The following is a 22,797-nucleotide window of genomic DNA, read 5'->3' as shown; positions in this document are numbered from 1 at the left end:
TTTGTTGTCTTTGCTAGACTAAGAAGTTACTAATAATACTAAAAAGATTGGCTTTAGACAGCGCATGTCAATATTCTCTGCACAAACAAGTATTCGCAAAGCTTTAACTAACGCAGTAATGTTAGTTACCGCACTCTGTTTGTCGCTATCTATTTCTATTTCGACCTACCTTGATGTAAAAGAGCAAAAATCACTCATCATCGATAAGATTACTATTTTATCTAAAATTGTCGCATACAACGCACAAGTTACCGTGCTATTCGACGATAACGAAACAGAAACTGAGCGCTTAAAATCATTTGAGTCAGTGCCTTTAATAAAAAACATTCATATTTACTCTATTGACGAGCTTTCTAATGAACCGGTTTTTTTCAGTAGCTTTAACGCCAGCAAAACACCGCCCGTTCCAATTAAAGTAGGTAGTATTAATGACTTATTAGTACCTAATGTTAAAGATAAGGTTATTGAGCTTGTTACCCCTATCGTTTACGAGGGGAACACCATTGGCTATGTGTATATTCGCGGTGGTCTAGACCGATTAAATGAATACATTAATCATAAAATTATGATTGATATCCTACTGACGCTGTTCGTATTGGTATTAGTGTTTTTTGTTGCGCGAAGTATTCAAAAGCGTATTGCAAACCCCATTGATGAGCTGAGTGTGTTACTGCAAGACGTTTCTAAAAATCATAATTATGAAACGCGCGCGCAAAAAACCAATATTGATGAAATAAATCAACTCGCGGGCAGCTTAAACATCATGCTTGCGCGCACTCAAAAACAAATTGAGCGCCATGAAAAAGACAAACAAGAGATAAAACAACTCAACCAAAGCCTTGAAGAAAAAGTAAATCAGCGAACCATTGCCCTTCGTGAAGCAAACCAAGAGCTACTCAACACCCTTGAGCGAATGCATCAATATCAAAACCAAATCGTTGAAAACGAAAAAATGGCTTCGTTGGGCCAAATGGTTGCAGGGGTCGCACACGAAGTTAACACCCCAATTGGTCTGGGGATAACCGGGTCGACGCTGTTGCGTGACAAGCTGGCTGAAATCAATACGCTGTTTGAACAAAAAACCTTAACATCGGCACATTTAAAACGCTTTATAGATGATGGCATTGAAAACCTCGACTTAATTTATCGTAACCTCAACCGCGCTGCCGAACTGGTGTCGAGCTTCAAAAAGGTGGCTGTAAACCAAGATGGCGAAATGACTTCTCTGGTTAACTTACATAACCTATTAAGTGATGTTGTGCTCTCAATGCGTTCAGAAATTGAATACCGCAGCCCTAAAGTAAACATTAATTGCAGTCACGACATTAGCATCGAAACAAAGTCAGGGCCGCTGCAACAGATCTTACAACAACTGTTAAGTAACTCCGTGATACACGCTTTTACTGACAATCAAAATAACGAAATAACCTTTGACGTTGAGCGTAATGAGAGCAGCTTAGTCATTCATTATTTCGACAATGGCGTTGGGGTAGACAAATCGATTAAAAAACGAATTTTTGATCCCTTTGTTACCACCAAACGTGGCGAAGGTGGAAGTGGTCTAGGCATGCACCTCGTTTATAATTTAGTTACCCAAGCATTAGGGGGCAGCATTATTTACGATGAGCTAAGTAATGAAGGCGCTCACTTTATTATTACTCTGCCATTGAACGAAGGTGCAGTTTAATGAGAGCGCTCTTTTATCTATTTGTATTAGTGCTTATAACATACCCCGCGCAGGCTAAGTCACCTGACCAAGTAAAATCGGCATTTTTATTTCAAATTGCGAAGTTTGTTGAGTTCACACATGATGACACTGCACGCCCTGTGTCATTTTGTTTTTACAGTTTAAATAGTGGTCCTGGTGCATTTATGAAGGACCGAGATGAACTGCAAATTAACAACAAACCAATTAATGTGATATTAGTTAAAAAAACTCAGCAAATTTCTGAACTTTCTCAACTTTGTGATATCACATACATTGATGAAACATTAGAAAATGATATACTTCCACTTTGGACCGATACAATTTCATTGGATACTTTAACAATAGGTGAAAGTATCAGTTTTTTAGAAAACGGCGGCATAGCCTCTCTGGTTCAAGAAGGGAATAAAATCCGACTGTATATCAATAAGCAGCACGTATTGCAGCAGAACTTTAAAGTGCAATCTCGATTGTTAGCTATGGCTAAGTTTTATCCAAATTGATTTTACTTGTTAACAATTGGATCTACTCCTATAATCTCTAGTATTCGGTTTTGCTTGATAATACCGAATTTTTGTAAATAAAATTTCCGAAAAGGTTAATATACAATGCAAACGCCAGTCATTCTGATCGTAGAGGATGAAGACGTAACTCGACTAAACCTCGTTAGTTTATTTGAAGCTGAAGGTTACAAAGTTATTGAAGCCATTGATGGCGATGATATGCATGACAAGCTTACAAATAATGATGATGTGAACCTTGTAGTTATGGACATCAACCTACCAGGTAAAAACGGGTTAATCTTAGCTCGTGAATTACGTCAAAAACGCAATGTTGGCCTGATTTTCTTAACAGGTCGTGACAACGACGTTGACCGTATTCTAGGTCTTGAAATTGGTGCAGATGATTACATCACTAAGCCGTTCAACCCTCGCGAACTAACGATTCGTGCGCGCAACCTAATCTCTCGTACAGCGTTAGGTGGCGAAGAAGCTAATATCGAAACAAATGGTGTTATTACATTTAACGGTTGGGAACTTGATGAAAACAGCCGTTGTTTAACATCACCAAGTGGCGATGCTAAACGTCTGCCTAAAGGTGAATACCGTGCGTTACGCTTAATGCTTGATTCTCCTGGCCGTATCTTTAGCCGTGAGCAACTTATTAAGCATATGACTGGCCGCGAGCTACGTGCTAACGACCGTACAGTTGATGTAACAATTCGTCGTATTAGAAAACACTTTGAAAGCGATAACAGCACATCTGAGCTTATCAGCACCATCCATGGTGAAGGCTACCGCTTCATTGGTAAAATTGACAACTAATTAGAACTAATCTTCTAACTGTTGTAAAAATAATTGGAGGGCTTCATGCCCTTCATTTATTTTATCTGCTAAAACACTTAACCACTCTTGCAGTTCTTCTGCACTCTCATCAAGCGCACCGTGTTCCATCTTTTTAGCATGTAATTGCACATCGTTTAAACCAACAGAACCTGCAGCACCTTTTAGCTTATGGGCTACCGATTTATATTCTTCTCTGTCGTCTATAGCCAGAGCATCGGCTAATTCTGTTTGATACTGCGGGTTAAGCTTAGCAAATAACGCAGCGCTGCGTTTAAACACCTCTAACCCCATAGAGCCAACAAAATCTTCAATGGTTTCAATGTCGAGTAATTCTACTTTGATACCGGAAAGATCTTTCGGCTTAGCGGCTTTAACAGATGCAGAGTCAGGTACTTTTTGCTGTTTAATATCAAATAGCTCACCCAGCATTTTATCAAGCTTCGTGGTGTTAATTGGTTTTGCTAATGCACCTTGAATACTTATACCTGCGAGCTCCTCTTCGGCGCTTCTTACGTTGGCGGTAAGGGCGACTATCGGTAAGTTATCAAAATGCTCATCATAACGAATTTGCCTTGCTACTTCATCACCATTAATGTCGGGTAATTGCATATCTAATAGCACTAAGTCTAAATCATCCTCGGTGTAAACAAACGACAGCGCATCTTCACCGGTTTCAGCCCAAATAACTTCGTGACCACGCTGCTCTAACAGGTTAGTTGCTATTTCAGCATTTAATGGCACATCTTCAACTAACAAAATGTTTAAGCTGCGAACTGCATAGCTTTGCTCGGTTGGCGCAATACAAAGTTTAAGGGGGATTTCTACCACGAATACACTGCCCTCGCCCTCTGTGCTGCTAACATGTATTTCACCTTTCATGGCACTAACCAACGCTTTAGTTACGGCTAAACCAATTCCCGAGCCAATTGCGTTGGTGCCATTTATATCTGGCGCTTTATAATACATGTCAAAAATACGGTGTAGCTGCTCTTGAGGGATCCCTTGTCCTGTATCACTCACTCGCATTACTAACCAAGGCCCATCAGGGCGATTTTCACGGCGGCATTCGAGTTCTACATGACCTTGCTGGGTAAATTTCACCGCATTATTAATAAGGTTCCAAACAACTTGGCGAAGGCGGGTCGGATCTAAAGACGCATACACATCAAGCGTGCCTTTACGCTTGATATTAAAGTCGAGGCCTTTTTGTTCAGCAATTAAACCCGCAAAGTTCACAACATCATTAATAAAGTCTGCAACATTCACTGAATCGGCTACAATATCAAGTTGCTCACGGTCAATTTTATCTAAATCTATAATATCATTGAAGATATTACCCAGCGTTTCAGCACTTGAGAACACCGTATTACACCAGCTTCGTTGCTGCTTATCGAGCTCAGTATCGAGTAGCATGCGGGTTAAACCAACAATGCCATTAAGTGGGGTTCTTAATTCATGGCTCAGAGTAGCAATGAATTTCCCTTTATCTTTGTAGGCTGCCTCTAGCGCTTGAGCAGCTTCTTTACGGCTGGTGATATCACGACCGAACGCAAGTAAGCCTATGTATTCACCTTTTTCATTAATAAACGGCAATTTACGCATTTCAAACCAACGTTTCTCCCCTGCTACAGGGTATTCAACGTCTAAAGTGAGTGCTTGATGAGTCTGCGACACTTTTTTGTCGGTGCGTAATACTTCAGGTAGATAATCGCTTGGGTAAATTTCTTCGACACTTTTGCCAATCAGGTCTTCGCTACTTTTACCAATCACCTCTTCAAACATTTTATTACACCCAGCGAACACACCATTGTTATCACGGTAGTAGAATAAATCGGGTGAGGAGTCGACAATAGAGCGAAGTAACATGCCCTGTTGTGCTAACTCTTGTTGTGTTTTCTTACGCTCGGCAATTTCTCGTCTTAACTCTTCAATTGCTCGGTGCTTGGCATGAAACGCCATTTTACGTTCGTCAATTTCTTCATTAAGGCGACTAATATTGTCTTTTAACGTTTGGTTTAAGAGCTTTTCTTGTTTGGTTGCACTGTCTAAGTAACTGTATGACGCTTCTAACTGACGAATAGAATTTAACAATACAGAAATTAAAATTGGCGATACGACAGCCGTAAAAAACATTACAGCCAATACATCAACTAAGGTTACGGTTCCAACTGCCACGTAGTAAAACATACACGACAATATTAAAGACATAACCAATAACAGGGCATAGCAAGCTGCGGCGGTTTTGAATTCACCGTATTTTGATATAAAGCTTGAGAGTGTGCGAGCCCACGGACTCAAAGAAGAATCAATCATAGATAAAGCTTAGGCACATAATCTAAAAAAAACAGCATAGCTAATTTTATCACTATTCCTTATGAAATATTCATATTGTGCGATAAACACAGAATTTTTTCATCAACGCCGCGTTTTTTATATTTTTTCATGTAAAATACCGCGCTTTAATAATTGCAAAGAATGAGTATTACCATGCAGACCACGATGCCAGATATTGCTGATACGGCTCCCGCCTTACGAACAGGAAAATTAGACTGGGTTGGCATGGGCGAAATTGAACTTCCTTTCATTTTTGAATCTCGCAATATTGCCCCTGTAAATGTAGTTGCTAAAGCACGCGCATTTGTAAATTTACATAAAGAAGATGCGAAAGGCATTCACATGTCGCGCTTATTTTTAGCACTCGATACCTTATCAACTGAACAGCAAGTGAACCCACAAACACTTGCTCAGGCACTTGATACCTTTATTAGTAGCCATGATGATTTAAGTGACCAAGCACAAATTGAATTTAAGTTTGAGCTTCCATTGCGTCGTGAGTCTTTGTTGAGTGGCAAAGTGGGTTGGAAAAACTACCCAATCCACCTAATAGCCAAAATTAATCAAGGTGTATTAAGCTTTGAGCTAATGGTTGATGTCACTTACTCATCGACTTGCCCATGCTCAGCTGCACTCGCAAGGCAATTAATTCAACATGCATTTGATGAAAAATTTGCAGAGCAACAAATTGATAAACAAATGGTTTTAAACTGGCTGGGCACAACAGAAGGGATTGTCGCCACACCCCACTCTCAGCGATCAATTGCAAATGTGAAAGTGAAGCTTGATAACGCTCTCACCAGCTTTGATGTGGTTGGCTTAATAGATGCATTAGAAGGTGAATTAAAAACCCCTGTGCAAGCGGCAGTTAAACGTGAAGACGAGCAAGAATTTGCACGTTTAAATGGCCAAAACCTGATGTTCTGTGAAGACGCCGCTCGTAAAATCAAAGGGCTGTTAGAAGAGCAAGAGTATGCCGATTACTGGTTGCAAATCAACCACTACGAATCACTTCATGCGCATGATGCTGTTGCAATTGCCGTAAAAGGAGTTGCTGGCGGTTATACTGCTTAAATAATTTGGTAACTCCCGACACTTAGGCACACATATTGCTTTTATATTTCAGTGTCAATTTGTTGTTGTGGAGTTACCTTATGGAATTCGCTTTATTATCAATTTTAGTTTTAGTCGTAGTGGCTTCTGTTGTTGCGTCAAAGTTCAGCGATGATGGCGGAAACCCGTACCCTTTCACTCGTAAACAAAGTGTTTTTACTCAAGTTGAAAGTGCTTTTTTAAACCTTCTTGAACGTGCCGTTGGCGATCAATACAAAATTGTAAGCCGCGTAAAACTAATCGATTTAATTGACTGCAAGCAAGGCTTATCTGTTAAAGCAAAGCGAGCAGCCATGACGAAGGCAAAAGGTAAGCAATTAGATTATGTGCTTATCGATAAAGAAAAGCTAACAATCGTTGCAGCGGTTGATTTAGTAAATAATACCAACAAAGACGGTCATAAAGCACAGCGAGATTGGTTTGTTAGTGGCGCATTAGAAGCGGCTGGCATTCCTCATATTCGTATGAAGGTGAAATCGGGTTATCAACCAAGGGAAGTCCGTGATGCGATTATGTTTAAGCTAGGGAAACCTGCAGCAGCGCCGATAAGACCAACACGCAACCGTGTTACAAAGCCTGCAGTATTGTCGCCATCTCAAGCAAAAGCTCATACGAGCTCTACCGCACTTGCTGAAATATAAGTTGTCATAATAGTGGCAAAAGCAGACTTTCGGGTCTGCTTTTTTGTTTGTTTTATACATTTTTAGGTATAATCATCCTATTCAATCTAAGGAATCAAATATTATGCACGTTGGTATTATTGGCGCGATGGAGCCAGAAGTAAAAATTTTACGCGAAGCAATGGCAAACCCAAGCACGATGACAAAAGCAGGGTTTACATTCTACACAGGCGAATTAGCAGGTAATAAAGTAACACTTGTTCAGTCTGGTATCGGTAAAGTGGCGTCTGCGGTAGCGACCACGTTACTCATTGATAACTTTACACCTGATTGTGTGATCAACACCGGTTCTGCGGGTGGCTTTGAACCGTCATTAAATGTGGGTGATGTGGTTATTTCATCTGAAGTGCGTCACCACGATGTTGATGTTACTGCGTTTGGTTACGAAATCGGTCAAGTACCACAAATGCCTGCTGGTTTTGCAGCTCACCCAAAACTGATTGAAGCTGCAGAACAAAGCGTTAGCCAAATCAGTGATGTTAAGACCATGATTGGCCTAATTTGTACTGGCGACTCGTTTATGTGTGACCCGGTACGTATAGAAAAAACACGTGCTGAATTTCCAACAATGCTTGCCGTAGAAATGGAAGGCGCTGCAATTGCTCAAGCTTGCCACGTACTTGAAACGCCGTTTGTGGTTATTCGTTCTATGTCAGATATAGCGGGTAAAGAATCACCGCAGTCATTTGAAGAGTACATTGAAACAGCATCAATTAATTCATCAAAAATGGTTGTGGCCCTATTAGAAAAACTGACCTCGGTGAGTTTATAAGGTGATTACACATTTTGTTCAAACCCATTTGGACATTATTGTATTTTTTATAGCGCTCCTTGCTGAGCGCTTTTTCCCCTTAGTTAGCTGGTATCACCCCAACACTTTTTTAAGCATTATATTCGCAGCCTTGGGAGAGCGTTTATATAACCGTTCAAACCCCACGAGTTATCAATATCTTGCCTCTACCCTTGCCTTTACTTTGACCGTTTTAGTGATTGTCGTTCTTGTTGTATTGTTCTTAGAGTTTGCTTTCTACCCCGAGTTACTGAATGGCTTAATCTTATATTTACTGCTAAGTAGCCGCTTACAAGAAAAGAAGTCGCTGCGTATTGCTAGACTCATAAAACAAAATCAAAAAGCTATCGCAAAAGAGCTACTATCGAGTTTGGTTGCACGTGATGTGTCACGACTTTCATCGCCAGGTATCTGTAAAGCCACCATGGAGTCATTGGTGCTGCAAAGTGCGAGGCATTATTTTGCCGTTATATTCTTTTATTTAATCGGCGGGCCTATTAGCGCAATCGTTTATCGTTTATTAACGCTTATTCACCAATCATGGCGTAAAAAGCAACAGCCAAATAGTCCATTTTTAAAACCTATCGCAAAGCTGTTATTTGTCCTTGAGTGGCTACCCACTCGATTAGTTGCCATCACGATTGCGGCAACCAATGCCAGTAAACACAGTATTCATTATATTAAATACTACGGTAGACATTTTTATCAAACGAATACAGGCTGGTTATTAAGTGTGACCTCAGCAGCCTTACACGTACAACTTGGCGGCCCCGCACTTTATCAAGGCGAACGTTACAATAAAATGCGTGTAGGCACCGAACGATTACCCACTGCCGATGATATTCCTGTGCTTATAAACCGTTTAAATCAAGCAAAAGCATTCTGGCTGCTATCAATCGTTGCAATCGAAATAGCCACACTATTGCTCGTTAACTAATTGCGACAAAAAAACCAGCCGAAGCTGGTTTTTTGTTTTGCTTAGTATGGAAGTATTAAGCAACCGTGATCTTTGCAAACTTACGTTTACCTACTTGGTAAATCTCAGTGGTGCCTTTTGCAACTTCAAGCTTAGTATCTGTTACTTTTTCTTCACCATTAATTTTAACTGCGCCTTGCTTGATCATTCGCATTGCTTCAGACGTACTCGCTACTAAGTTTGCTTCTTTTAGCAAATTAGTGATAAAGACCGACTCTTCAGCGATCGTTACAGTCACTTCAGGGATTTCATCTGGTAAAGCATTTTTTTGGAATCGTTTGATGAAATCTTGGTGTGCACCTTCGGCTGCATCTGCGCTGTGGAAACGCGCAATTAATTCTTTAGCCAGTTCAATCTTAATATCACGCGGATTAACACCCTCTGCAACGCGTTGCTTAAGCGCAGCAATTTCTTCAATAGATAACGCACTTAGTAAGTCATAGTAACGCCACATTAGCTCATCACTAATTGACATCACTTTACCAAACATATCGTTTGGTTCATCAGTAATACCAATGTAGTTGCCTAATGATTTAGACATTTTTTGTACGCCGTCAGTCCCTTCAAGCAGCGGCATCATTAGCACTGTTTGTGGCTTTTGACCTTCGTCTTTTTGTAACTCACGACCCATTAGTAAATTAAAACGTTGATCAGTACCACCTAGTTCAACGTCTGCTTCTAATGCAACTGAGTCCCAACCTTGAACAAGTGGATATAAAAATTCGTGGATTGCAATAGATTGGCCACCGGCATAACGCTTTTTAAAGTCATCACGTTCTAGCATACGTGCTACTGTTTGACGCGCAGCCAGTTTGATCATGCCCGCAGCACCTAATGTCTCCATCCACGTAGAGTTAAATGCAACCGTTGTTTTAGCAGGATCAAGAATCTTAAATACTTGCTCTTTATATGTTTCGGCATTTGCAAGCACGTCATCACGGGTTAACGGTTTACGTGTCACGTTTTTACCCGTTGGATCACCAATCATACCTGTGAAATCACCAATCAAGAAAATCACTTCATGACCTAGGTCTTGGAAGGTTTTCATTTTATTGATAAGTACTGTGTGACCTAAATGTAGATCAGGCGCAGTTGGATCGAAACCCGCTTTGATCTTTAACTTCTTACCAGACTTTAATTTTTCAACTAATTCGTCTTCAATTAATATCTCTTCTGCACCGCGTTTTATCTCAGCTAGAGCGGTTTGTAAATCCACTGTGTATTACTCCAAAAATTCAGCTTACCGGGCGTGGTGGCCTATTAGGGTTAAAATAGAACTAAAACATTAAAATTTAGCTAGTTAGCGCCAGAAATACTGCACAAAAATAAAGCTAACTTAACCGTGTTAAGTAAAAGCCCCGAAGGCAGCGCGCGTGATTGTTCTTTATACCGCGTTATTGCATTTTAATGAAGGTACTTTAGTTAACTAATGCATAATTAGTTTAACTCTTGGCATCTGCTGCAAATTTAATCAAAAAAGTTTAACGCGCCTACTAATTCTAGCGTAAAATAGCGCCAGTTTAAATCTACAAAACTCTGGTATTTGCTCTATTTTAGGTATATCCTGCAATATTAGTAATTAATTTTCTTGACAGCAGAAAAAGGCACGTTATGGTTCACGTTGTGCACAAACTCCCCAAAAAACACAAACTGCTTATTCTCGGTTTGGTTTCTGCTATTGCTGGCTTAGCATTATTACCTTCGGAAAAAGCCACCGCATCAAAGGATAACAGTGCGAATGCACTTGAGATTGGCAAGCGCTACGAATTACAAGTTAAAGTTGACGATAACGAAAAACTGACTGAATTAAATTCTGAGCAAGCAGCAGCTAAACTTCCAGAATACGACCTTATCGACCATGAAGTTCGCAATGGCGATAATTTAGCACTTATTTTTAAACGTGCAGGTTTTTCAGCACAAACATTACACAAGCTAATCAATACAAATGCTGAAACGCGTAAACTGACAAAAATTCATCCAGGTGAAGTATTAAGCTTTGCAACCGCAGAAGATGGCTCATTAGCACAGCTTCGCTATGTTATCTCAAAAACAGATACCTTATACGTTACCTTAAACGAAGAAGGTAACTACGACACCTCTATCGATAGTAAAGAGATAGAAACGCTGAGTAAATCAGCCGGTGGAGAGATTAATAGCAGCTTTTGGACATCAGGTATTGCCGCAGGCCTTAGCGAACGTCAAATTATGAACTTTGCTGATATTTTTGGTTGGGATGTCGATTTTGCCAATGATATTCGTAATGGCGACCAATTCGGTTTAATTTACGAAGCACATTATGTTGATGGTGAATACATTGGCGACGGTAAAATTATTGCCGCAGAATTTATTAACCAAGGCGAGCGCTACACAGCAATTCGTCATACAGATGGTAACTTTTACACTCCTGAAGGCCGTAGCATGAAAAAAGCCTTCTTGCGTGCACCAGTTAACTTTAAATATATTAGCTCTAGCTTTAACCCACGCCGTTTACACCCTGTAACAAAGACAGTTAAGCCACACAACGGTATCGATTATGCCGCGCGCACTGGCACACCGGTTGTTTCAGCTGGTAATGGTAAAGTGCTTAAGGCAGGCTACAGTAAGTACAACGGTAACTATGTTTTTATTAGCCATGGCACTCAATACGTGACTAAGTACTTACACTTAAACAAAAAAATGGTTAAAACGGGTCAGAAAGTGAAGCAAGGCCAAAAAATTGGTACGGTCGGTGCTACTGGTCGTGTAACAGGCCCACACTTACATTATGAGTTTTTGGTAAATGGTGTACACCGTAACCCTAAAACGGTAAAACTACCTAAATCAGAACCCTTGCCTCGTGATGAGTTAGCCAAGTTTAAACCTATTGCAGATAACTTCTTAGCGCAATTACAGCGTAACCGTGAAATGCAATTAGCCTTAAACAAATAAGCTAATTAATAATGACAAAGCCGCTGCACGTTGTAGCGGCTTTTTTGTGCTTGGCCCTAAATTACCTTACGAGTAAATAAATAAGCTGAATAACCATTGAGATCATCACCAGAGGCCAAATGTACTTAGCGTATTTAGTTGCGCCATCAAGGCCCAGTTTTGAATGGTACTTTTCAAGTAACGGCACCAGAATAACCAAGGCAATAAACAAGCAAAGTAAGATAACAAATATATTCATGGTGGCTTCCTAATGTAGACGGTAATGTAACCAGTCTATAGGCAAAAAAAAGCGCAGTAAAATTACTGCGCCAGTCGGTTGGAAGTAAAATGTGTAATCGATTTATTAACCTACAATCGCTAACAAAATACCAGCTGCAACAGCACTGCCTAGTACCCCTGCAACATTTGGCCCCATTGCATGCATTAACAAGAAATTATGCGGGTTACTTTCAAGGCCTACTTTATTAACAACACGCGCAGCCATTGGAACGGCTGACACTCCAGCAGCCCCTACTAGCGGGTTAATAGGTGATTTAGAAATCTTATTGAGGCCTTTTGCCATAAAGACACCAGACGCTGTACCAATGGCAAAAGCCAATGCACCAAGTACTAAAATACCTATCGTTTCGACAGTTAAGAACTTATCGGCAGCCAGTTTTGAGCCAACAGCAAGACCTAAGAAAATAGTGGTAATGTTAATGATCTCGTTTTGCGCACTATTACTTAAACGGTCAACAACACCAGACTCTCGCATTAAATTACCTAAACAAAACATGCCAACAAGAGGGGTTGCCGCTGGTAAGAACAAAATAGTTAGGCTCAATACCATAAGCGGGAAAATAATCTTCTCAGTTTTCGACACAGCACGTAATTGTGGCATTTGAATTTGGCGCTCTTCAGGCGTTGTTAAAGCTCGCATGATGGGCGGTTGAATTATAGGAACCAATGCCATGTACGAATAAGCAGCTACTGCAATGGCACCTAATAAATCAGGAGCCAATTTCGACGCTAAAAATATTGCCGTTGGACCATCTGCACCACCGATAATAGCGATAGCGGATGCATCTTGCAGGGTAAACTCAAAACCTGGAATAAAGTTAAGTAAAATGGCACCAAATAAGGTTGCAAAAATACCAAACTGAGCAGCAGCCCCCAATAACAACATGCGAGGGTTTGCAATTAAAGCACTAAAATCTGTTAATGCACCCACCCCCATAAAGATCAACAGTGGAAAAACACCTGAGTCGATGCCAATGTGATAAACATAATATAAAAGCCCACCTGGGTCAGATAACCCAGCAACTGGAATGTTTGTCAAAATAGCGCCGAAGCCAATGGGTAAAAGCAGCAACGGCTCAAAATTACGTGCAATTGCCAAATACAGCAATAAACACCCTACGGCAATCATAATCAAAGCAGGAAAGGTAAAGTTTGCTATACCCGTTGCATGCCAAAGGTTTAAAAGACCATCCATCTTCTATCCCCTACGCTAACGAAATCATAGCATCGCCAGTGGTAACTGAGTCACCTTCGGCTACTAAGATTTCAGCGACAGTGCCTGTATGTGCAGCACGGACTTCGGTTTCCATTTTCATTGCTTCCATAATGATAACCACATCGCCTTGATTTACCGTTTGGCCCGGCTTTACCTTAATTTTAAAGATATTACCCGCCAATGGCGCATTGAGCGTTTCACCCGCTGACGCTGATGCCGATTGTGGAATTAATTCGCTGTCTTTAAGAGTAACTTCTTTAAGCTCACCACCTTGCGCTACTACGACATCGTAAACTTTCCCATCAACTTTTACGCTATACTGCTCAGCTTTAACGGCATTTTTGCCTGACGTAGGTTGTTTACTTTCAGTCTGGGCAGTTTCAGCTGTTGGAACTGCTTCAAATGCATCAGGGTTATGGCGGTTTTTAATAAACTTCAAGCCAATTTGCGGGAATAATGCATAAGTAAGCACATCATCAATTACTTCATCAGCAAGCTCTAAGCCTTGCTCTTTGGCTTCTTTTAAAAGCTCGGCTTCTAATTTCTCAAGTTCAGGCTCAAGTTTATCAGCAGGGCGACAAGTAATCGGTTCAGCACCATCAAGGACGCGTTCTTGCAGCTCTTTATTCATTGGCGCTGGTGTCGCACCATATTCACCTTTAAGTACACCGGCAGTTTCTTTAGTGATTGTTTTATAACGCTCACCAGTTAATACATTAAGTACCGCTTGTGTTCCTACTATTTGTGAGGTGGGTGTAACAAGCGGAATGAACCCTAAGTCTTCACGAACACGCGGGATCTCAAGTAATACTTGGTCTAATTTATCTGCTGCACCTTGCTCTTTAAGCTGGTTTTCCATGTTAGTTAACATGCCGCCAGGCACTTGTGCGAGTAAAATTCGACCATCAACCCCTTTTAAGCTGCCTTCAAATGCCGCATACTTTTTGCGAACATCACGGAAGTACGCAGCAATTTCTTCAAGTTGATTTAAATCGAGTTCAGTATCGCGCTCTGTGCCTTCAACAATTGACACAATTGTTTCAGTGGCACTGTGGCCATACGTCATACTCATTGACGATATTGCGGTATCAAGCATATCAATACCTGCATCAATTGCTTTTTGATATGTTGCAGTGCTAAGCCCTGTAGTCGCATGACATTGCATAGCAATCGGAATTGAAACTGTCTCTTTCAACCCTTTAATGAGTTGCTCACACTCATACGGTTTTAATAAACCCGCCATATCTTTAATACAAATAGAGTGACAACCAAGCTCTTCTAATTGTTTAGCAAGTTTTAACCACATATCAAGCGTATGAACAGGGCTTACCGTATACGAAATAGTCCCTTGCGCGTGCGCTCCCACTTTAACAGCCGCTTTAATCGCCGTTTCTAAGTTACGTACATCATTCATCGCATCGAAAATACGGAATACATCAACACCATTTTTATGGGCGCGTTCAACAAATTTTTCAACAACGTCATCAGCATAGTGGCGATAACCTAAAAGGTTTTGACCGCGTAATAACATTTGCTGTTTAGTGTTTGGCATTGCCGCCTTTAGCTCACGGATACGCTGCCAAGGGTCTTCACCTAAATAACGGATACAGGAGTCAAAAGTAGCTCCCCCCCATGATTCAATAGACCAATAACCTGCATGATCAAGCTTTTCGGCAATAGGCAGCATATCATCTAGGCGCATACGCGTTGCTAAGAGAGATTGATGCGCATCACGCAATACTAATTCGGTTAGTTTTAATTTAGCCATGTTCAAGCTGCTCCGTTATTGTTGTTTATTTCTAAATTGAGCGATAGCAGCGCTGATAGCTGCAATATGTGCCGGTGGTACCCCTTGCTGAGGCTGTAATTTTGCGGTTCGGACTGGAACTGAGCTCGCAGAGTTTTCAAATCGCCCCAACAATTTCGACATCAGCAGTACGGCTGAAATCAAAATACTGAGAAAGATAAATACACCCACCATACCCGTTAGCATTAAGCTGGCTGCGGTTGTAAGTAAGCCACCAATATCCATACTGCTCCCCTCGCTACTCAGAATAAAAAAACACTTAAATTGAATATTTATACACTCATAATAACAAACAAAACTTATTTTTAAAGCTTTATTGTCAATTGGTAAAACCAATTAATTACAGGGTAACACATCAAACAATTAATTAACACCAAGCCATTACGGCAATTAACTACCCAATATAGACGATAAAAATACTCAATATAGTCAAAAGTTATATGTAAAAATAGTTAACTGTGTAACGTAGCAGCGTAAAAATCAGCTAAAGCAAGGGGTTTGGTAACTTGTATGCCATACAGGTTAAATTGGTCTTACCAAGAAAACATACTCACAGGCGTCCACTTTCAGCATAGAAGTTGAAAAATTATCACTATGAATAAGTTACATGATCACTCGTAATAATTACCAAACGACACGCCACAAAAAAAACCGAAAAAAAACTAACAAATTGAAAAATAAGGACTTTAAAACTTTGGTATGGAACTCGCTTCAGTCTAATCAACCGAAACGAAATTAAATAACCAAGGAGAACATTATGTTACGCTGGACAGTTACTTTTTTAGTTATAGCGCTAATCGCTGCAGTGTTAGGTTTTGGCGGTATTGCAGGGGCCGCAGCAGGCATAGCTAAAATCATATTTTTTATATTCTTAGTTTTACTTGTTATTTCACTTATATCAGGTGCTCTTAGAGGCAATGTACCTAAGTAATAACAAACCAACAGCAATTTACTTTACTAATTTATTTACAAGGAATTTCATTATGAAAAATTCAACTTTAAAAGCAGCTACTATCGCCCTATTTTCAGCTTTATTTATTATGGGGTGTGAAGACAACACAGCAGAAGAAGCTGGTGAGCGCATTGATGAAGCAGTAACCGACGCTCAAAATGCAGTAGAAGATGCATGCGAAGAAGTTAAAGAAGGTGTAAAAGCAGAAGAAACTAACTGCTAAAAATAGAGACTTTACGAAAAAAAGCGGCTTTATAAGTCGCTTTTTTTCGTAAAGCATTGGTATTTTTGAAAAACATATACAAAATAACGAAGTATTTTTTTACTTTTACCTAATATGTATACTAAGCTGATATTGCTAAGAATGGACTATCAGCAGTATTCCATTGTTTTCTAGCCAACTATAATTTATTGGGAGATAACAATGTTAACCAGCAAACTATCTAATGCTATAAGATTAGCAATTAGTACAGGCTTCGTGTCATCAGTTTTACTGTATGCACCAACAAGTTCAGCCGAAGAAGAAACTGAAGCAAAAAAAGATCTCGAAGTGATATCAGTCACCGGTAGTCGGATTAGACAACCTGGTGCGGTCTCTGCAAGCCCTATTGTTTCAATTGGAGAAAAAGAACTAGGTTATCAACAAGAACCTGAAGTAGAGCAAATCCTTAGAACCCTTCCCTCTACAATCCCTGGAGACGGTAGTAACGTAAATAATGGCTCTGGCGGTGCAGCAACCATTAACTTAAGGGGCTTAGGTTCACAACGCTCTTTAGTGTTAATGAATGGTCGCCGGATGATTCCATACAACTATAATGGGTCTGTTGATAGCTCAACAATCCCCACAGCCCTCATTGAAAGAATTGACATTATTACCGGTGGTGCTTCTGCGGTATACGGCTCAGATGCGATTGCAGGTGCTGTGAATGTAGTCTTAAAAGATGACTTCCAAGGCGTTGATTTAGACTTTAAGCACTCTGAAACAGGTGATGGTGATGGCGATAAAGACAGCATAGCTCTGACAATCGGCTCTAATTTAGAAGATGATAAAGGCAATGTGGTTCTCTCTTTAGGCTGGAGCCAACGTGATCAAATCTTACTGGGTGACCGTCCGTTGGGCCTACTCGGTATAGAAACTAAAACAGGTGCTAACTACGAGCAATTCCTCAATGGTGAACCCCCAATTCCAGCACCAGCAGATTGTAGCGGTCCAAACTCTGTTGAAAGTGGCGGTTCAACAACTGCATTCCCTACAAGATTTGCGATTGTAGGTGCGGGTACAACAGGTTCTGGGCAATTTAGAAATGACGGAACATTGCAACCAGACACCTGTAGTGTATTTAACTTTAACCCTTATAACTTCTACCAAACACCTTCAGAGCGTTATTCTGCTACAGCCATTGCTAAATATAACTTAACTGATGAGCATAAAGTATATTCAAGCTTCAACTACACAAATACCAGTGTTGATACTCAGGTCGCACCATCTGGAACATTTGGTTCAAGCTTCAACTTACCGCTTGCTAATCCACTAATTGGTGACCAAGCTAGACAATTTATGATTGACGGAGCAACAGCAGCTCTGGCAGCTGGAAGCTTAGATGATAGCAACTGGCAAGACGTCAATGGCAATGGTATCGTTGATAGTGAAGACTATTTAAAAGTTCAACTTCGTCGTAGAACGTTAGAACTTGGCGCAAGAACAGAACGTTATGACAGTGCGCAATTCCAACTTGTAACTGGTGTGACAGGTTTCTTCCTTGATGACTGGGAATACGATGTTAGCTACCAATATGGTGAATCTAACAGAACCACAGTGCGTGGCGGCTATACTAACCTAACTAATATTCAAAATGCTCTTGATACAACAGATGGTGTCACTTGTAAAAATGGTGATTCTAGCTGTGTGCCAATCAATTTATTTGGTGGTTTCGGTACAATCACTGAAGAAATGGCAGGATACGCTCAAGCAATCGCCCTGCAACAGCAAAAATACAGCCAAGAAATTTTCACCGCAACGGTTAATGGCGCCATTAATTTTATCGAAATTCCAGGTGCAGGTGCGCCACTTTCGATGAGCTTTGGTTATGAAAATCGTCGCGAAAAAGGCCTTTTTGAACCGGATGAATGTTTAAAACTTGCCCCTGCAAGCTGCCAAGGGGGAGCCGGTGGTAACCAGCTACCGATTTCGGGTGGCTTTAAAGTTGATGAGGTATTTTTAGAAGGTTACCTACCTGTGTTAGATGGGTTACCTGGTGCTGAAACACTTGATGTTGAATTTGGTTTCCGCTGGGCAGACTATGACACTGTTGGTAGTAACGAAACTTGGAAGCTCGGTTTTAACTGGCGCCCTGTAAGTGATGTACTTGTTCGTGTAATGCAACAACAAGCAACACGTGCACCTAATGTTGGTGAGATTGCATCACCTGTAGTCACAGGCTTAGACAATGCACAACAAGATCCTTGCTCTGTCGCAAATGCCGCTAATATTGATGCAACGTTGAGACAACTTTGTATTTCAACTGGCATGACTGACGCGCAAGTAGGTAATGTACAAGATGTAATATCTGGTCAAGTGCAAGTTATCAGCGGGAGCGATCCTTTAAACCCACCTGGTGCTGAAGAAGCAGAAACATTTACTGCGGGTATTGTCTGGACGCCTGAGTTCAGTGCTGTTGAAAACTTTACAATTACACTCGATTACTACGATATTGATATTGATAATATTATTGGTAACTTCTCTGCTCAGGAAATTCTGGATGCATGTTATGTACTTGGCGATGCAAACGAGTGTGCAAAAATCAACCGCATTGGGGGTGATTTAACAATTGCTGGCGCGGGTATTGAGCAATTTACGACCAACTTAAAAAACCAACGCGCCGAGGGTGTAGAGCTTGGGTTTAATTTTGGTATTTTGCTTGATGATATGGGCGAATTGCAGTTCTCTGGTAATGTAAACAAATACCTAACTCAAGAATCACAAAGTTCCAGCACTGCCCGCATTATTGACTGTAAAGGGTATTTCAGCACAAGCTGTGATCCTGTTTCTGAATTACGCTGGGTACAACGTACTAGCTGGATTTGGGAAGACTTTACGGTTTCATTACAATGGCGCCATATAGATGGTGTTGATGTTGAGCCAATCGAAGCACCTAATGTTTTTGAAGAATTCAGAAGTATTGAAAGCTACGATTACTTCGATTTATTTGCCAGCTATCATGTTACCGAATACATGAATGTTACATTCGGTATTGATAACATGTTTGAAAAAGAGCCACCTGTAGTGGGCGGTGAAGCTGGTGATACAAGCTCAAACTCAGGTAACACATTCCCAAGTAACTATGACGTTTTAGGTCGTCAATTTAAAATGGGTGTGAAGTTAAAGTTTTAATAACTTAAAACCAGAGCGGCTTATAAAGCCGCTCTTTTTTTACTTAATTTTTTACTTACATTGAACAGTTAATACTTTCCCTGACGCCATACTGTTAATTTGCCAATTACCATCGACTAAACTCACCTTCGCTATATCACTTACTTCAAAGTCGCCGGGTACATTCAAACGGGTTAAATTATCAGCCAGTTGCTGCTGACAGTATGGGGGTGTATCACCATGCATTACCAACACCGGCTTATCAGTGCGCTTTGCAAAGTCATTGATTGCATCTCGATATACTTTAAAGGCGTCGCAGTCGCTTCGGCGTGAATCAGCGCATGGCTGCTTTTTAGTTGAACGATAGATATCGGCTTGAAAGCCAAACACATATGCTTTCGCACTCTGATTAACTAACGCCTGATTTAACCAATTTACATTAAGCTTGTCTCGTGTATCGGCCGCATCGAGTGCAACATGTTTATCAGTTTTTAGTATTTGAGAGCGGCCATTAAACGTACCAGGTATATGCAAAGTGCGAAACTCTATTCCGTCAAACTGCCAGCGAGCGTTTTCAAGCATATCGGCCTGCTGTGTAAAGCCCTCTAGCTGCTTCGCTTTTTTAACGTATGCTTCGTCATACATTAATCCTTTAACGTAGTTTAATCGCTCAAGTTCATCAAAACGGGGATTTAGCGTAGCACGGTCACAGTCGGTCCATTCATTGTCGCCAGGCGTGTAAATAAATGGCTGAGAAGAAAGAGAAGTAAGTAGTTTTTTATTGCTTGTTAAGAGTTCATTGGTACATGCAAGAGAGCCAGATTTCATATCACCTAAATGCATCAAAAAGCCATGAGGCGTAGTCGCAACAGCTTTTGCTAACTTGCCATTGGGCTTAGCAAGGTTAATTTCATCAATCGGTGTATAAGGCATGTCGGCAATAACTAAAAACGAGTTAGTGGTCACTGTAAGAGCTAAAGATAATGAGCTAAAGAGCATAATATTTTCGCCTAAAAACACATTTACTTAAACGCATTCACTTAAACTCTAGGCAGCTTAATTAAATAAGCTGTTTAGAGACAGGTAAAACGGGCAATAGCAAGGCGAAAAGCTTCATCATTACGTTGTTCTAGATAGAAACTTTTAACGCAGCTAGCGTCAGGTTTAATCCCTCTGAATGATTAAGTAATATTGCAGGTTGGTATAAGCTCTCATAATGACAACAAAATGAAAACCAACTACGGTAGTTTTTTTCTAAAAATGATAAACTTCATGTATCAAATAATGTGAGTACCATGAATGTCGCTAAGTATAACTTACACACTAGATAAACCTTATTACTATGAGTGCTTTGATGAGTCATTGCCCTACTCTTCACAGGCAAAACCAAAATATCCATTATTAGTATTGCTAATAAGCCTAGGGTTACTTGCCTTTTATATGCTTGAAAACCATTACCTTGGCAGCTTTATGTTTATGCTGGCTATCGTTGAGTGTTTATCGTTTTACTACAAACGCCCTTGGTGGGTCACTAGGCAAATGCTGAGTCGCGCATCAGGCAGTGAAGTAACTGTTAGTTTTGATGATGAGGGTGTAAAAGCCGAAAACCCTTACAAAAGCTACCAATTAAGTTGGCAGCAAATCAATGAGATTATTGAAACAGAGCGGGGTTATATTTTAAAAGCAGACAAAGGCATGCAGTATTTATCAAAGCAAGCGCTAAACGAAGCAATGACCACCGCGCTAAATAAAAGAGCCACTCAATGAGTGGCTCTTAAAAAATCTTTTTGCTGATTAAACATTACCCGGATTAGGGTTAGATTTCTCTGCTTGGATTCGCATGTAAATTTCTTCACGATGTACAGAGACATCTTTAGGTGCATTTACACCAATGCGAACCTGATTTCCTTTAACACCAAGAACAGTAACTGTTACTTCGTCACCGATCATTAGGGTTTCACCTACTCTTCGAGTTAGTATTAGCATTCTCTTGCTCCCATGTTCCAAAAAATTAAAAGATTCCGCGTCAAAATCATTTTAATGAAAACTAGACCTAAAAGTAAGTAAAAACTCTATATCTTACTCATTTTCAGTTAAAAAAACTTTGTGTAGTGCACGTACAGCCAGTTCTAAATACTTTTCATCAATTAAAACTGATATCTTTATTTCTGATGTTGATATAAGTATCACTTTGATGCTTTCTTGTGCAAGTGCATTAAAAAATAAACTTGCGACACCTGAGTGAGATTTCATCCCTACGCCAACAGCAGATACCTTGGCAACATTGCTTACTCCATTTATAGATTCAGCTTTGATAGCACTTTGGTTACTGGTTAAAATTTCAAGCGCCTGCTCAAAATCATTTGTGTGCACAGTAAAAGCATAGTCTATTTTTTCAAAGTTATGATTAACTTGATTAATCATATCTATTTCGATACCGAACTCTGCAAAAAGTTGCAAAATTTTTGCAAGGTTTTCCATTCCTTGTGGCACTGCGTTGACATAAATAAGACTTTCATCTCGATTAAACGCAATACCCGACACAATATTTGCTTGCACATCCGGCTCCTCAAAACTGATCAAGGTCCCTTGATCGGGATTAAAACTCGATAACACCCTGAGCGGTATATTATACTTTCCTGCTGCTTCGACACTGCGAATATGTAAGACCTTTGCGCCTAAACTCGCCATTTCGAGCATTTCTTCAAAGGTAACATGGCTCATACGACGCGCATTTGGTTCAATGCGTGGATCGGTCGTATAAACGCCGTCAACATCAGTATAAATTTGGCATTCATCGGCATTAATTGCCCCCGCAATTTCAACTGCTGAGGTATCAGTGCCGCCGCGACCTAACGTGGTGATATTGCCCTCGATATCACGGCCTTGAAAACCAGCAATAATTGCAATCCGGTTATGCTCAAGCTCATGCTTTAGCCGTGTCGCTGCAATTTCTTCAATACGGGCTTTACCGAACATATTGTCAGTACGAATATTTACCTGATCGGCAAGTAAGCTAACAGCGGAGTGTCCACGCTTAATTATTGCCATTGCCAACAACGATACCGACACTTGCTCACCAGTGGTAAGCAACACATCGAGTTCACGGGCACTAGGCCGAGAATCTATTTGTTTAGCGAGGTCAATCAGACGGTTAGTTTCTCCCGACATAGCCGAGAGCACCACCACAACTTGATGGCCTTGTTGTTTTGTTTTAACAACAAGGTCGGCGACGGCCTCAATACGCTCAATGGAGCCCACTGAAGTGCCGCCGAACTTTTGGACGATAAGTGCCACTAGT

The 22,797-nt window shown here is 40.5% G+C and carries 21 protein-coding genes; 12 read left to right on the top strand and 9 right to left on the bottom strand.

Annotation, left to right across the window (positions count from 1 at the left end):
* Positions 1-64 precede the first annotated feature (64 nt).
* The 3 genes from BWD47_RS08955 (at position 65) to arcA (ending at position 3,030) form a co-directional block, all read left to right on the top strand.
* Positions 65-1,687 (top strand): ATP-binding protein, encoded by a 1,623-nt coding sequence (locus tag BWD47_RS08955; protein WP_036970444.1) that lies wholly within the window; start codon positions 65-67, stop codon positions 1,685-1,687.
* Positions 1,687-2,208 carry a YfiR family protein gene (locus BWD47_RS08950; RefSeq protein WP_036970447.1) on the top strand — a complete coding sequence of 174 codons (522 nt, stop codon included), beginning with the start codon at positions 1,687-1,689 and terminating at the stop codon, positions 2,206-2,208. Before BWD47_RS08955 ends, BWD47_RS08950 begins: the two co-directional genes overlap by 1 nt.
* Before the next feature lie 105 nt (positions 2,209-2,313).
* The gene (gene arcA / locus BWD47_RS08945) at positions 2,314-3,030 is read left to right on the top strand and encodes a two-component system response regulator ArcA (protein ID WP_036970449.1); all 717 of its coding nucleotides are present in this window, start codon (positions 2,314-2,316) and stop codon (positions 3,028-3,030) included.
* Positions 3,031-3,036: 6 nt separating this feature from the next.
* On the opposite strand, the gene arcB is transcribed toward arcA, so the two are convergent.
* The gene (gene arcB / locus BWD47_RS08940) at positions 3,037-5,364 is read right to left on the bottom strand and encodes an aerobic respiration two-component sensor histidine kinase ArcB (RefSeq protein WP_075593841.1); all 2,328 of its coding nucleotides are present in this window, start codon (positions 5,362-5,364) and stop codon (positions 3,037-3,039) included.
* Between the two features lie 174 nt (positions 5,365-5,538).
* On the opposite strand from arcB, the gene folE2 reads away from it, so the two are divergent.
* The 4 genes from folE2 (at position 5,539) to BWD47_RS08920 (ending at position 8,905) form a co-directional block, all read left to right on the top strand.
* The gene (folE2, locus tag BWD47_RS08935; protein ID WP_075593840.1) at positions 5,539-6,459 is read left to right on the top strand and encodes a GTP cyclohydrolase FolE2; all 921 of its coding nucleotides are present in this window, start codon (positions 5,539-5,541) and stop codon (positions 6,457-6,459) included.
* A gap of 80 nt (positions 6,460-6,539) precedes the next feature.
* Entirely contained in the window at positions 6,540-7,139 is a 600-nt protein-coding gene (locus tag BWD47_RS08930) for a DUF2726 domain-containing protein (protein WP_036970456.1), read from the top strand.
* Positions 7,140-7,242: 103 nt separating this feature from the next.
* On the top strand, positions 7,243-7,950 hold the full coding sequence (mtnN, locus tag BWD47_RS08925; RefSeq protein ID WP_065978410.1) for a 5'-methylthioadenosine/S-adenosylhomocysteine nucleosidase: 708 nt from the start codon (positions 7,243-7,245) through the stop codon (positions 7,948-7,950).
* 1 nt (position 7,951) lies between these two features.
* The gene (locus tag BWD47_RS08920) at positions 7,952-8,905 is read left to right on the top strand and encodes a regulatory signaling modulator protein AmpE (RefSeq protein WP_075593839.1); all 954 of its coding nucleotides are present in this window, start codon (positions 7,952-7,954) and stop codon (positions 8,903-8,905) included.
* A 55-nt stretch (positions 8,906-8,960) separates the two neighbouring features.
* Here the strand turns inward: BWD47_RS08920 and tyrS are convergent, their stop codons facing one another.
* The gene (gene tyrS, locus BWD47_RS08915) at positions 8,961-10,160 is read right to left on the bottom strand and encodes a tyrosine--tRNA ligase (RefSeq protein ID WP_065978412.1); all 1,200 of its coding nucleotides are present in this window, start codon (positions 10,158-10,160) and stop codon (positions 8,961-8,963) included.
* A gap of 395 nt (positions 10,161-10,555) precedes the next feature.
* Here tyrS and BWD47_RS08910 point away from each other — a divergent pair, with 395 nt between their 5' ends.
* Positions 10,556-11,872 (top strand): peptidoglycan DD-metalloendopeptidase family protein, encoded by a 1,317-nt coding sequence (locus BWD47_RS08910; protein WP_036970468.1) that lies wholly within the window; start codon positions 10,556-10,558, stop codon positions 11,870-11,872.
* 61 nt (positions 11,873-11,933) lie between these two features.
* Here BWD47_RS08910 and BWD47_RS20125 read toward each other — a convergent pair whose 3' ends face one another.
* From BWD47_RS20125 to BWD47_RS08895, 4 genes are all read right to left on the bottom strand, one after another.
* Entirely contained in the window at positions 11,934-12,110 is a 177-nt protein-coding gene (locus BWD47_RS20125; protein WP_162898025.1) for a hypothetical protein, read from the bottom strand.
* 105 nt (positions 12,111-12,215) lie between these two features.
* The gene (locus BWD47_RS08905) at positions 12,216-13,346 is read right to left on the bottom strand and encodes a sodium ion-translocating decarboxylase subunit beta (protein WP_036970471.1); all 1,131 of its coding nucleotides are present in this window, start codon (positions 13,344-13,346) and stop codon (positions 12,216-12,218) included.
* Positions 13,347-13,356: 10 nt separating this feature from the next.
* Positions 13,357-15,135, bottom strand: a complete 1,779-nt coding sequence (oadA, locus tag BWD47_RS08900; RefSeq protein ID WP_036970475.1) for a sodium-extruding oxaloacetate decarboxylase subunit alpha — start codon at positions 15,133-15,135, stop codon at positions 13,357-13,359.
* 15 nt (positions 15,136-15,150) lie between these two features.
* Positions 15,151-15,399, bottom strand: a complete 249-nt coding sequence (locus BWD47_RS08895; protein WP_065978414.1) for an OadG family transporter subunit — start codon at positions 15,397-15,399, stop codon at positions 15,151-15,153.
* 532 nt (positions 15,400-15,931) lie between these two features.
* On the opposite strand from BWD47_RS08895, the gene BWD47_RS08890 reads away from it, so the two are divergent.
* From BWD47_RS08890 to BWD47_RS08880, 3 genes are all read left to right on the top strand, one after another.
* Complete coding sequence (locus BWD47_RS08890; protein WP_036970480.1) at positions 15,932-16,105, top strand: DUF1328 domain-containing protein; 174 nt, start codon at positions 15,932-15,934, stop codon at positions 16,103-16,105.
* A gap of 52 nt (positions 16,106-16,157) precedes the next feature.
* The gene (locus BWD47_RS08885; protein ID WP_036970483.1) at positions 16,158-16,349 is read left to right on the top strand and encodes a hypothetical protein; all 192 of its coding nucleotides are present in this window, start codon (positions 16,158-16,160) and stop codon (positions 16,347-16,349) included.
* Between the two features lie 201 nt (positions 16,350-16,550).
* Positions 16,551-19,517, top strand: a complete 2,967-nt coding sequence (locus tag BWD47_RS08880) for a TonB-dependent receptor domain-containing protein (RefSeq protein ID WP_036970486.1) — start codon at positions 16,551-16,553, stop codon at positions 19,515-19,517.
* Between the two features lie 51 nt (positions 19,518-19,568).
* Here BWD47_RS08880 and BWD47_RS08875 read toward each other — a convergent pair whose 3' ends face one another.
* On the bottom strand, positions 19,569-20,495 hold the full coding sequence (locus tag BWD47_RS08875; RefSeq protein WP_075593838.1) for a hypothetical protein: 927 nt from the start codon (positions 20,493-20,495) through the stop codon (positions 19,569-19,571).
* Positions 20,496-20,795: 300 nt separating this feature from the next.
* Between BWD47_RS08875 and BWD47_RS08870 the strand changes: the two genes are divergently transcribed.
* Positions 20,796-21,263 (top strand): YcxB family protein, encoded by a 468-nt coding sequence (locus tag BWD47_RS08870; RefSeq protein WP_036970492.1) that lies wholly within the window; start codon positions 20,796-20,798, stop codon positions 21,261-21,263.
* Between the two features lie 27 nt (positions 21,264-21,290).
* Here the strand turns inward: BWD47_RS08870 and csrA are convergent, their stop codons facing one another.
* Both csrA and BWD47_RS08860 read right to left on the bottom strand, forming a co-directional pair.
* Entirely contained in the window at positions 21,291-21,482 is a 192-nt protein-coding gene (csrA, locus tag BWD47_RS08865; protein ID WP_036970495.1) for a carbon storage regulator CsrA, read from the bottom strand.
* Between the two features lie 93 nt (positions 21,483-21,575).
* Entirely contained in the window at positions 21,576-22,793 is a 1,218-nt protein-coding gene (locus BWD47_RS08860) for an aspartate kinase (protein WP_036970498.1), read from the bottom strand.
* Positions 22,794-22,797 lie beyond the last annotated feature (4 nt).

Source organism: Pseudoalteromonas sp. PAB 2.2 (genome assembly GCF_001938575.1).
Lineage (GTDB): Bacteria > Pseudomonadota > Gammaproteobacteria > Enterobacterales > Alteromonadaceae > Pseudoalteromonas > Pseudoalteromonas lipolytica.
This window is presented reverse-complemented; position numbering and strand designations above follow the sequence as displayed.

What these genes read in the sequence shown, in the direction of transcription:
- BWD47_RS08955 (WP_036970444.1), top strand. Translation starts at nt 65, where the DNA reads ATGTCAATATTCTCTGCACAAACAAGTATTCGCAAAGCTTTAACTAAC.
- BWD47_RS08950 (WP_036970447.1), top strand. Translation starts at nt 1,687, where the DNA reads ATGAGAGCGCTCTTTTATCTATTTGTATTAGTGCTTATAACATACCCC.
- arcA (WP_036970449.1), top strand. Translation starts at nt 2,314, where the DNA reads ATGCAAACGCCAGTCATTCTGATCGTAGAGGATGAAGACGTAACTCGA.
- arcB (WP_075593841.1), bottom strand. Translation starts at nt 5,364, where the DNA reads ATGATTGATTCTTCTTTGAGTCCGTGGGCTCGCACACTCTCAAGCTTT.
- folE2 (WP_075593840.1), top strand. Translation starts at nt 5,539, where the DNA reads ATGCAGACCACGATGCCAGATATTGCTGATACGGCTCCCGCCTTACGA.
- BWD47_RS08930 (WP_036970456.1), top strand. Translation starts at nt 6,540, where the DNA reads ATGGAATTCGCTTTATTATCAATTTTAGTTTTAGTCGTAGTGGCTTCT.
- mtnN (WP_065978410.1), top strand. Translation starts at nt 7,243, where the DNA reads ATGCACGTTGGTATTATTGGCGCGATGGAGCCAGAAGTAAAAATTTTA.
- BWD47_RS08910 (WP_036970468.1), top strand. Translation starts at nt 10,556, where the DNA reads ATGGTTCACGTTGTGCACAAACTCCCCAAAAAACACAAACTGCTTATT.
- BWD47_RS20125 (WP_162898025.1), bottom strand. Translation starts at nt 12,110, where the DNA reads ATGAATATATTTGTTATCTTACTTTGCTTGTTTATTGCCTTGGTTATT.
- BWD47_RS08905 (WP_036970471.1), bottom strand. Translation starts at nt 13,346, where the DNA reads ATGGATGGTCTTTTAAACCTTTGGCATGCAACGGGTATAGCAAACTTT.
- oadA (WP_036970475.1), bottom strand. Translation starts at nt 15,135, where the DNA reads ATGGCTAAATTAAAACTAACCGAATTAGTATTGCGTGATGCGCATCAA.
- BWD47_RS08895 (WP_065978414.1), bottom strand. Translation starts at nt 15,399, where the DNA reads ATGGATATTGGTGGCTTACTTACAACCGCAGCCAGCTTAATGCTAACG.
- BWD47_RS08890 (WP_036970480.1), top strand. Translation starts at nt 15,932, where the DNA reads ATGTTACGCTGGACAGTTACTTTTTTAGTTATAGCGCTAATCGCTGCA.
- BWD47_RS08885 (WP_036970483.1), top strand. Translation starts at nt 16,158, where the DNA reads ATGAAAAATTCAACTTTAAAAGCAGCTACTATCGCCCTATTTTCAGCT.
- BWD47_RS08880 (WP_036970486.1), top strand. Translation starts at nt 16,551, where the DNA reads ATGTTAACCAGCAAACTATCTAATGCTATAAGATTAGCAATTAGTACA.
- BWD47_RS08875 (WP_075593838.1), bottom strand. Translation starts at nt 20,495, where the DNA reads ATGCTCTTTAGCTCATTATCTTTAGCTCTTACAGTGACCACTAACTCG.
- BWD47_RS08870 (WP_036970492.1), top strand. Translation starts at nt 20,796, where the DNA reads ATGTCGCTAAGTATAACTTACACACTAGATAAACCTTATTACTATGAG.
- csrA (WP_036970495.1), bottom strand. Translation starts at nt 21,482, where the DNA reads ATGCTAATACTAACTCGAAGAGTAGGTGAAACCCTAATGATCGGTGAC.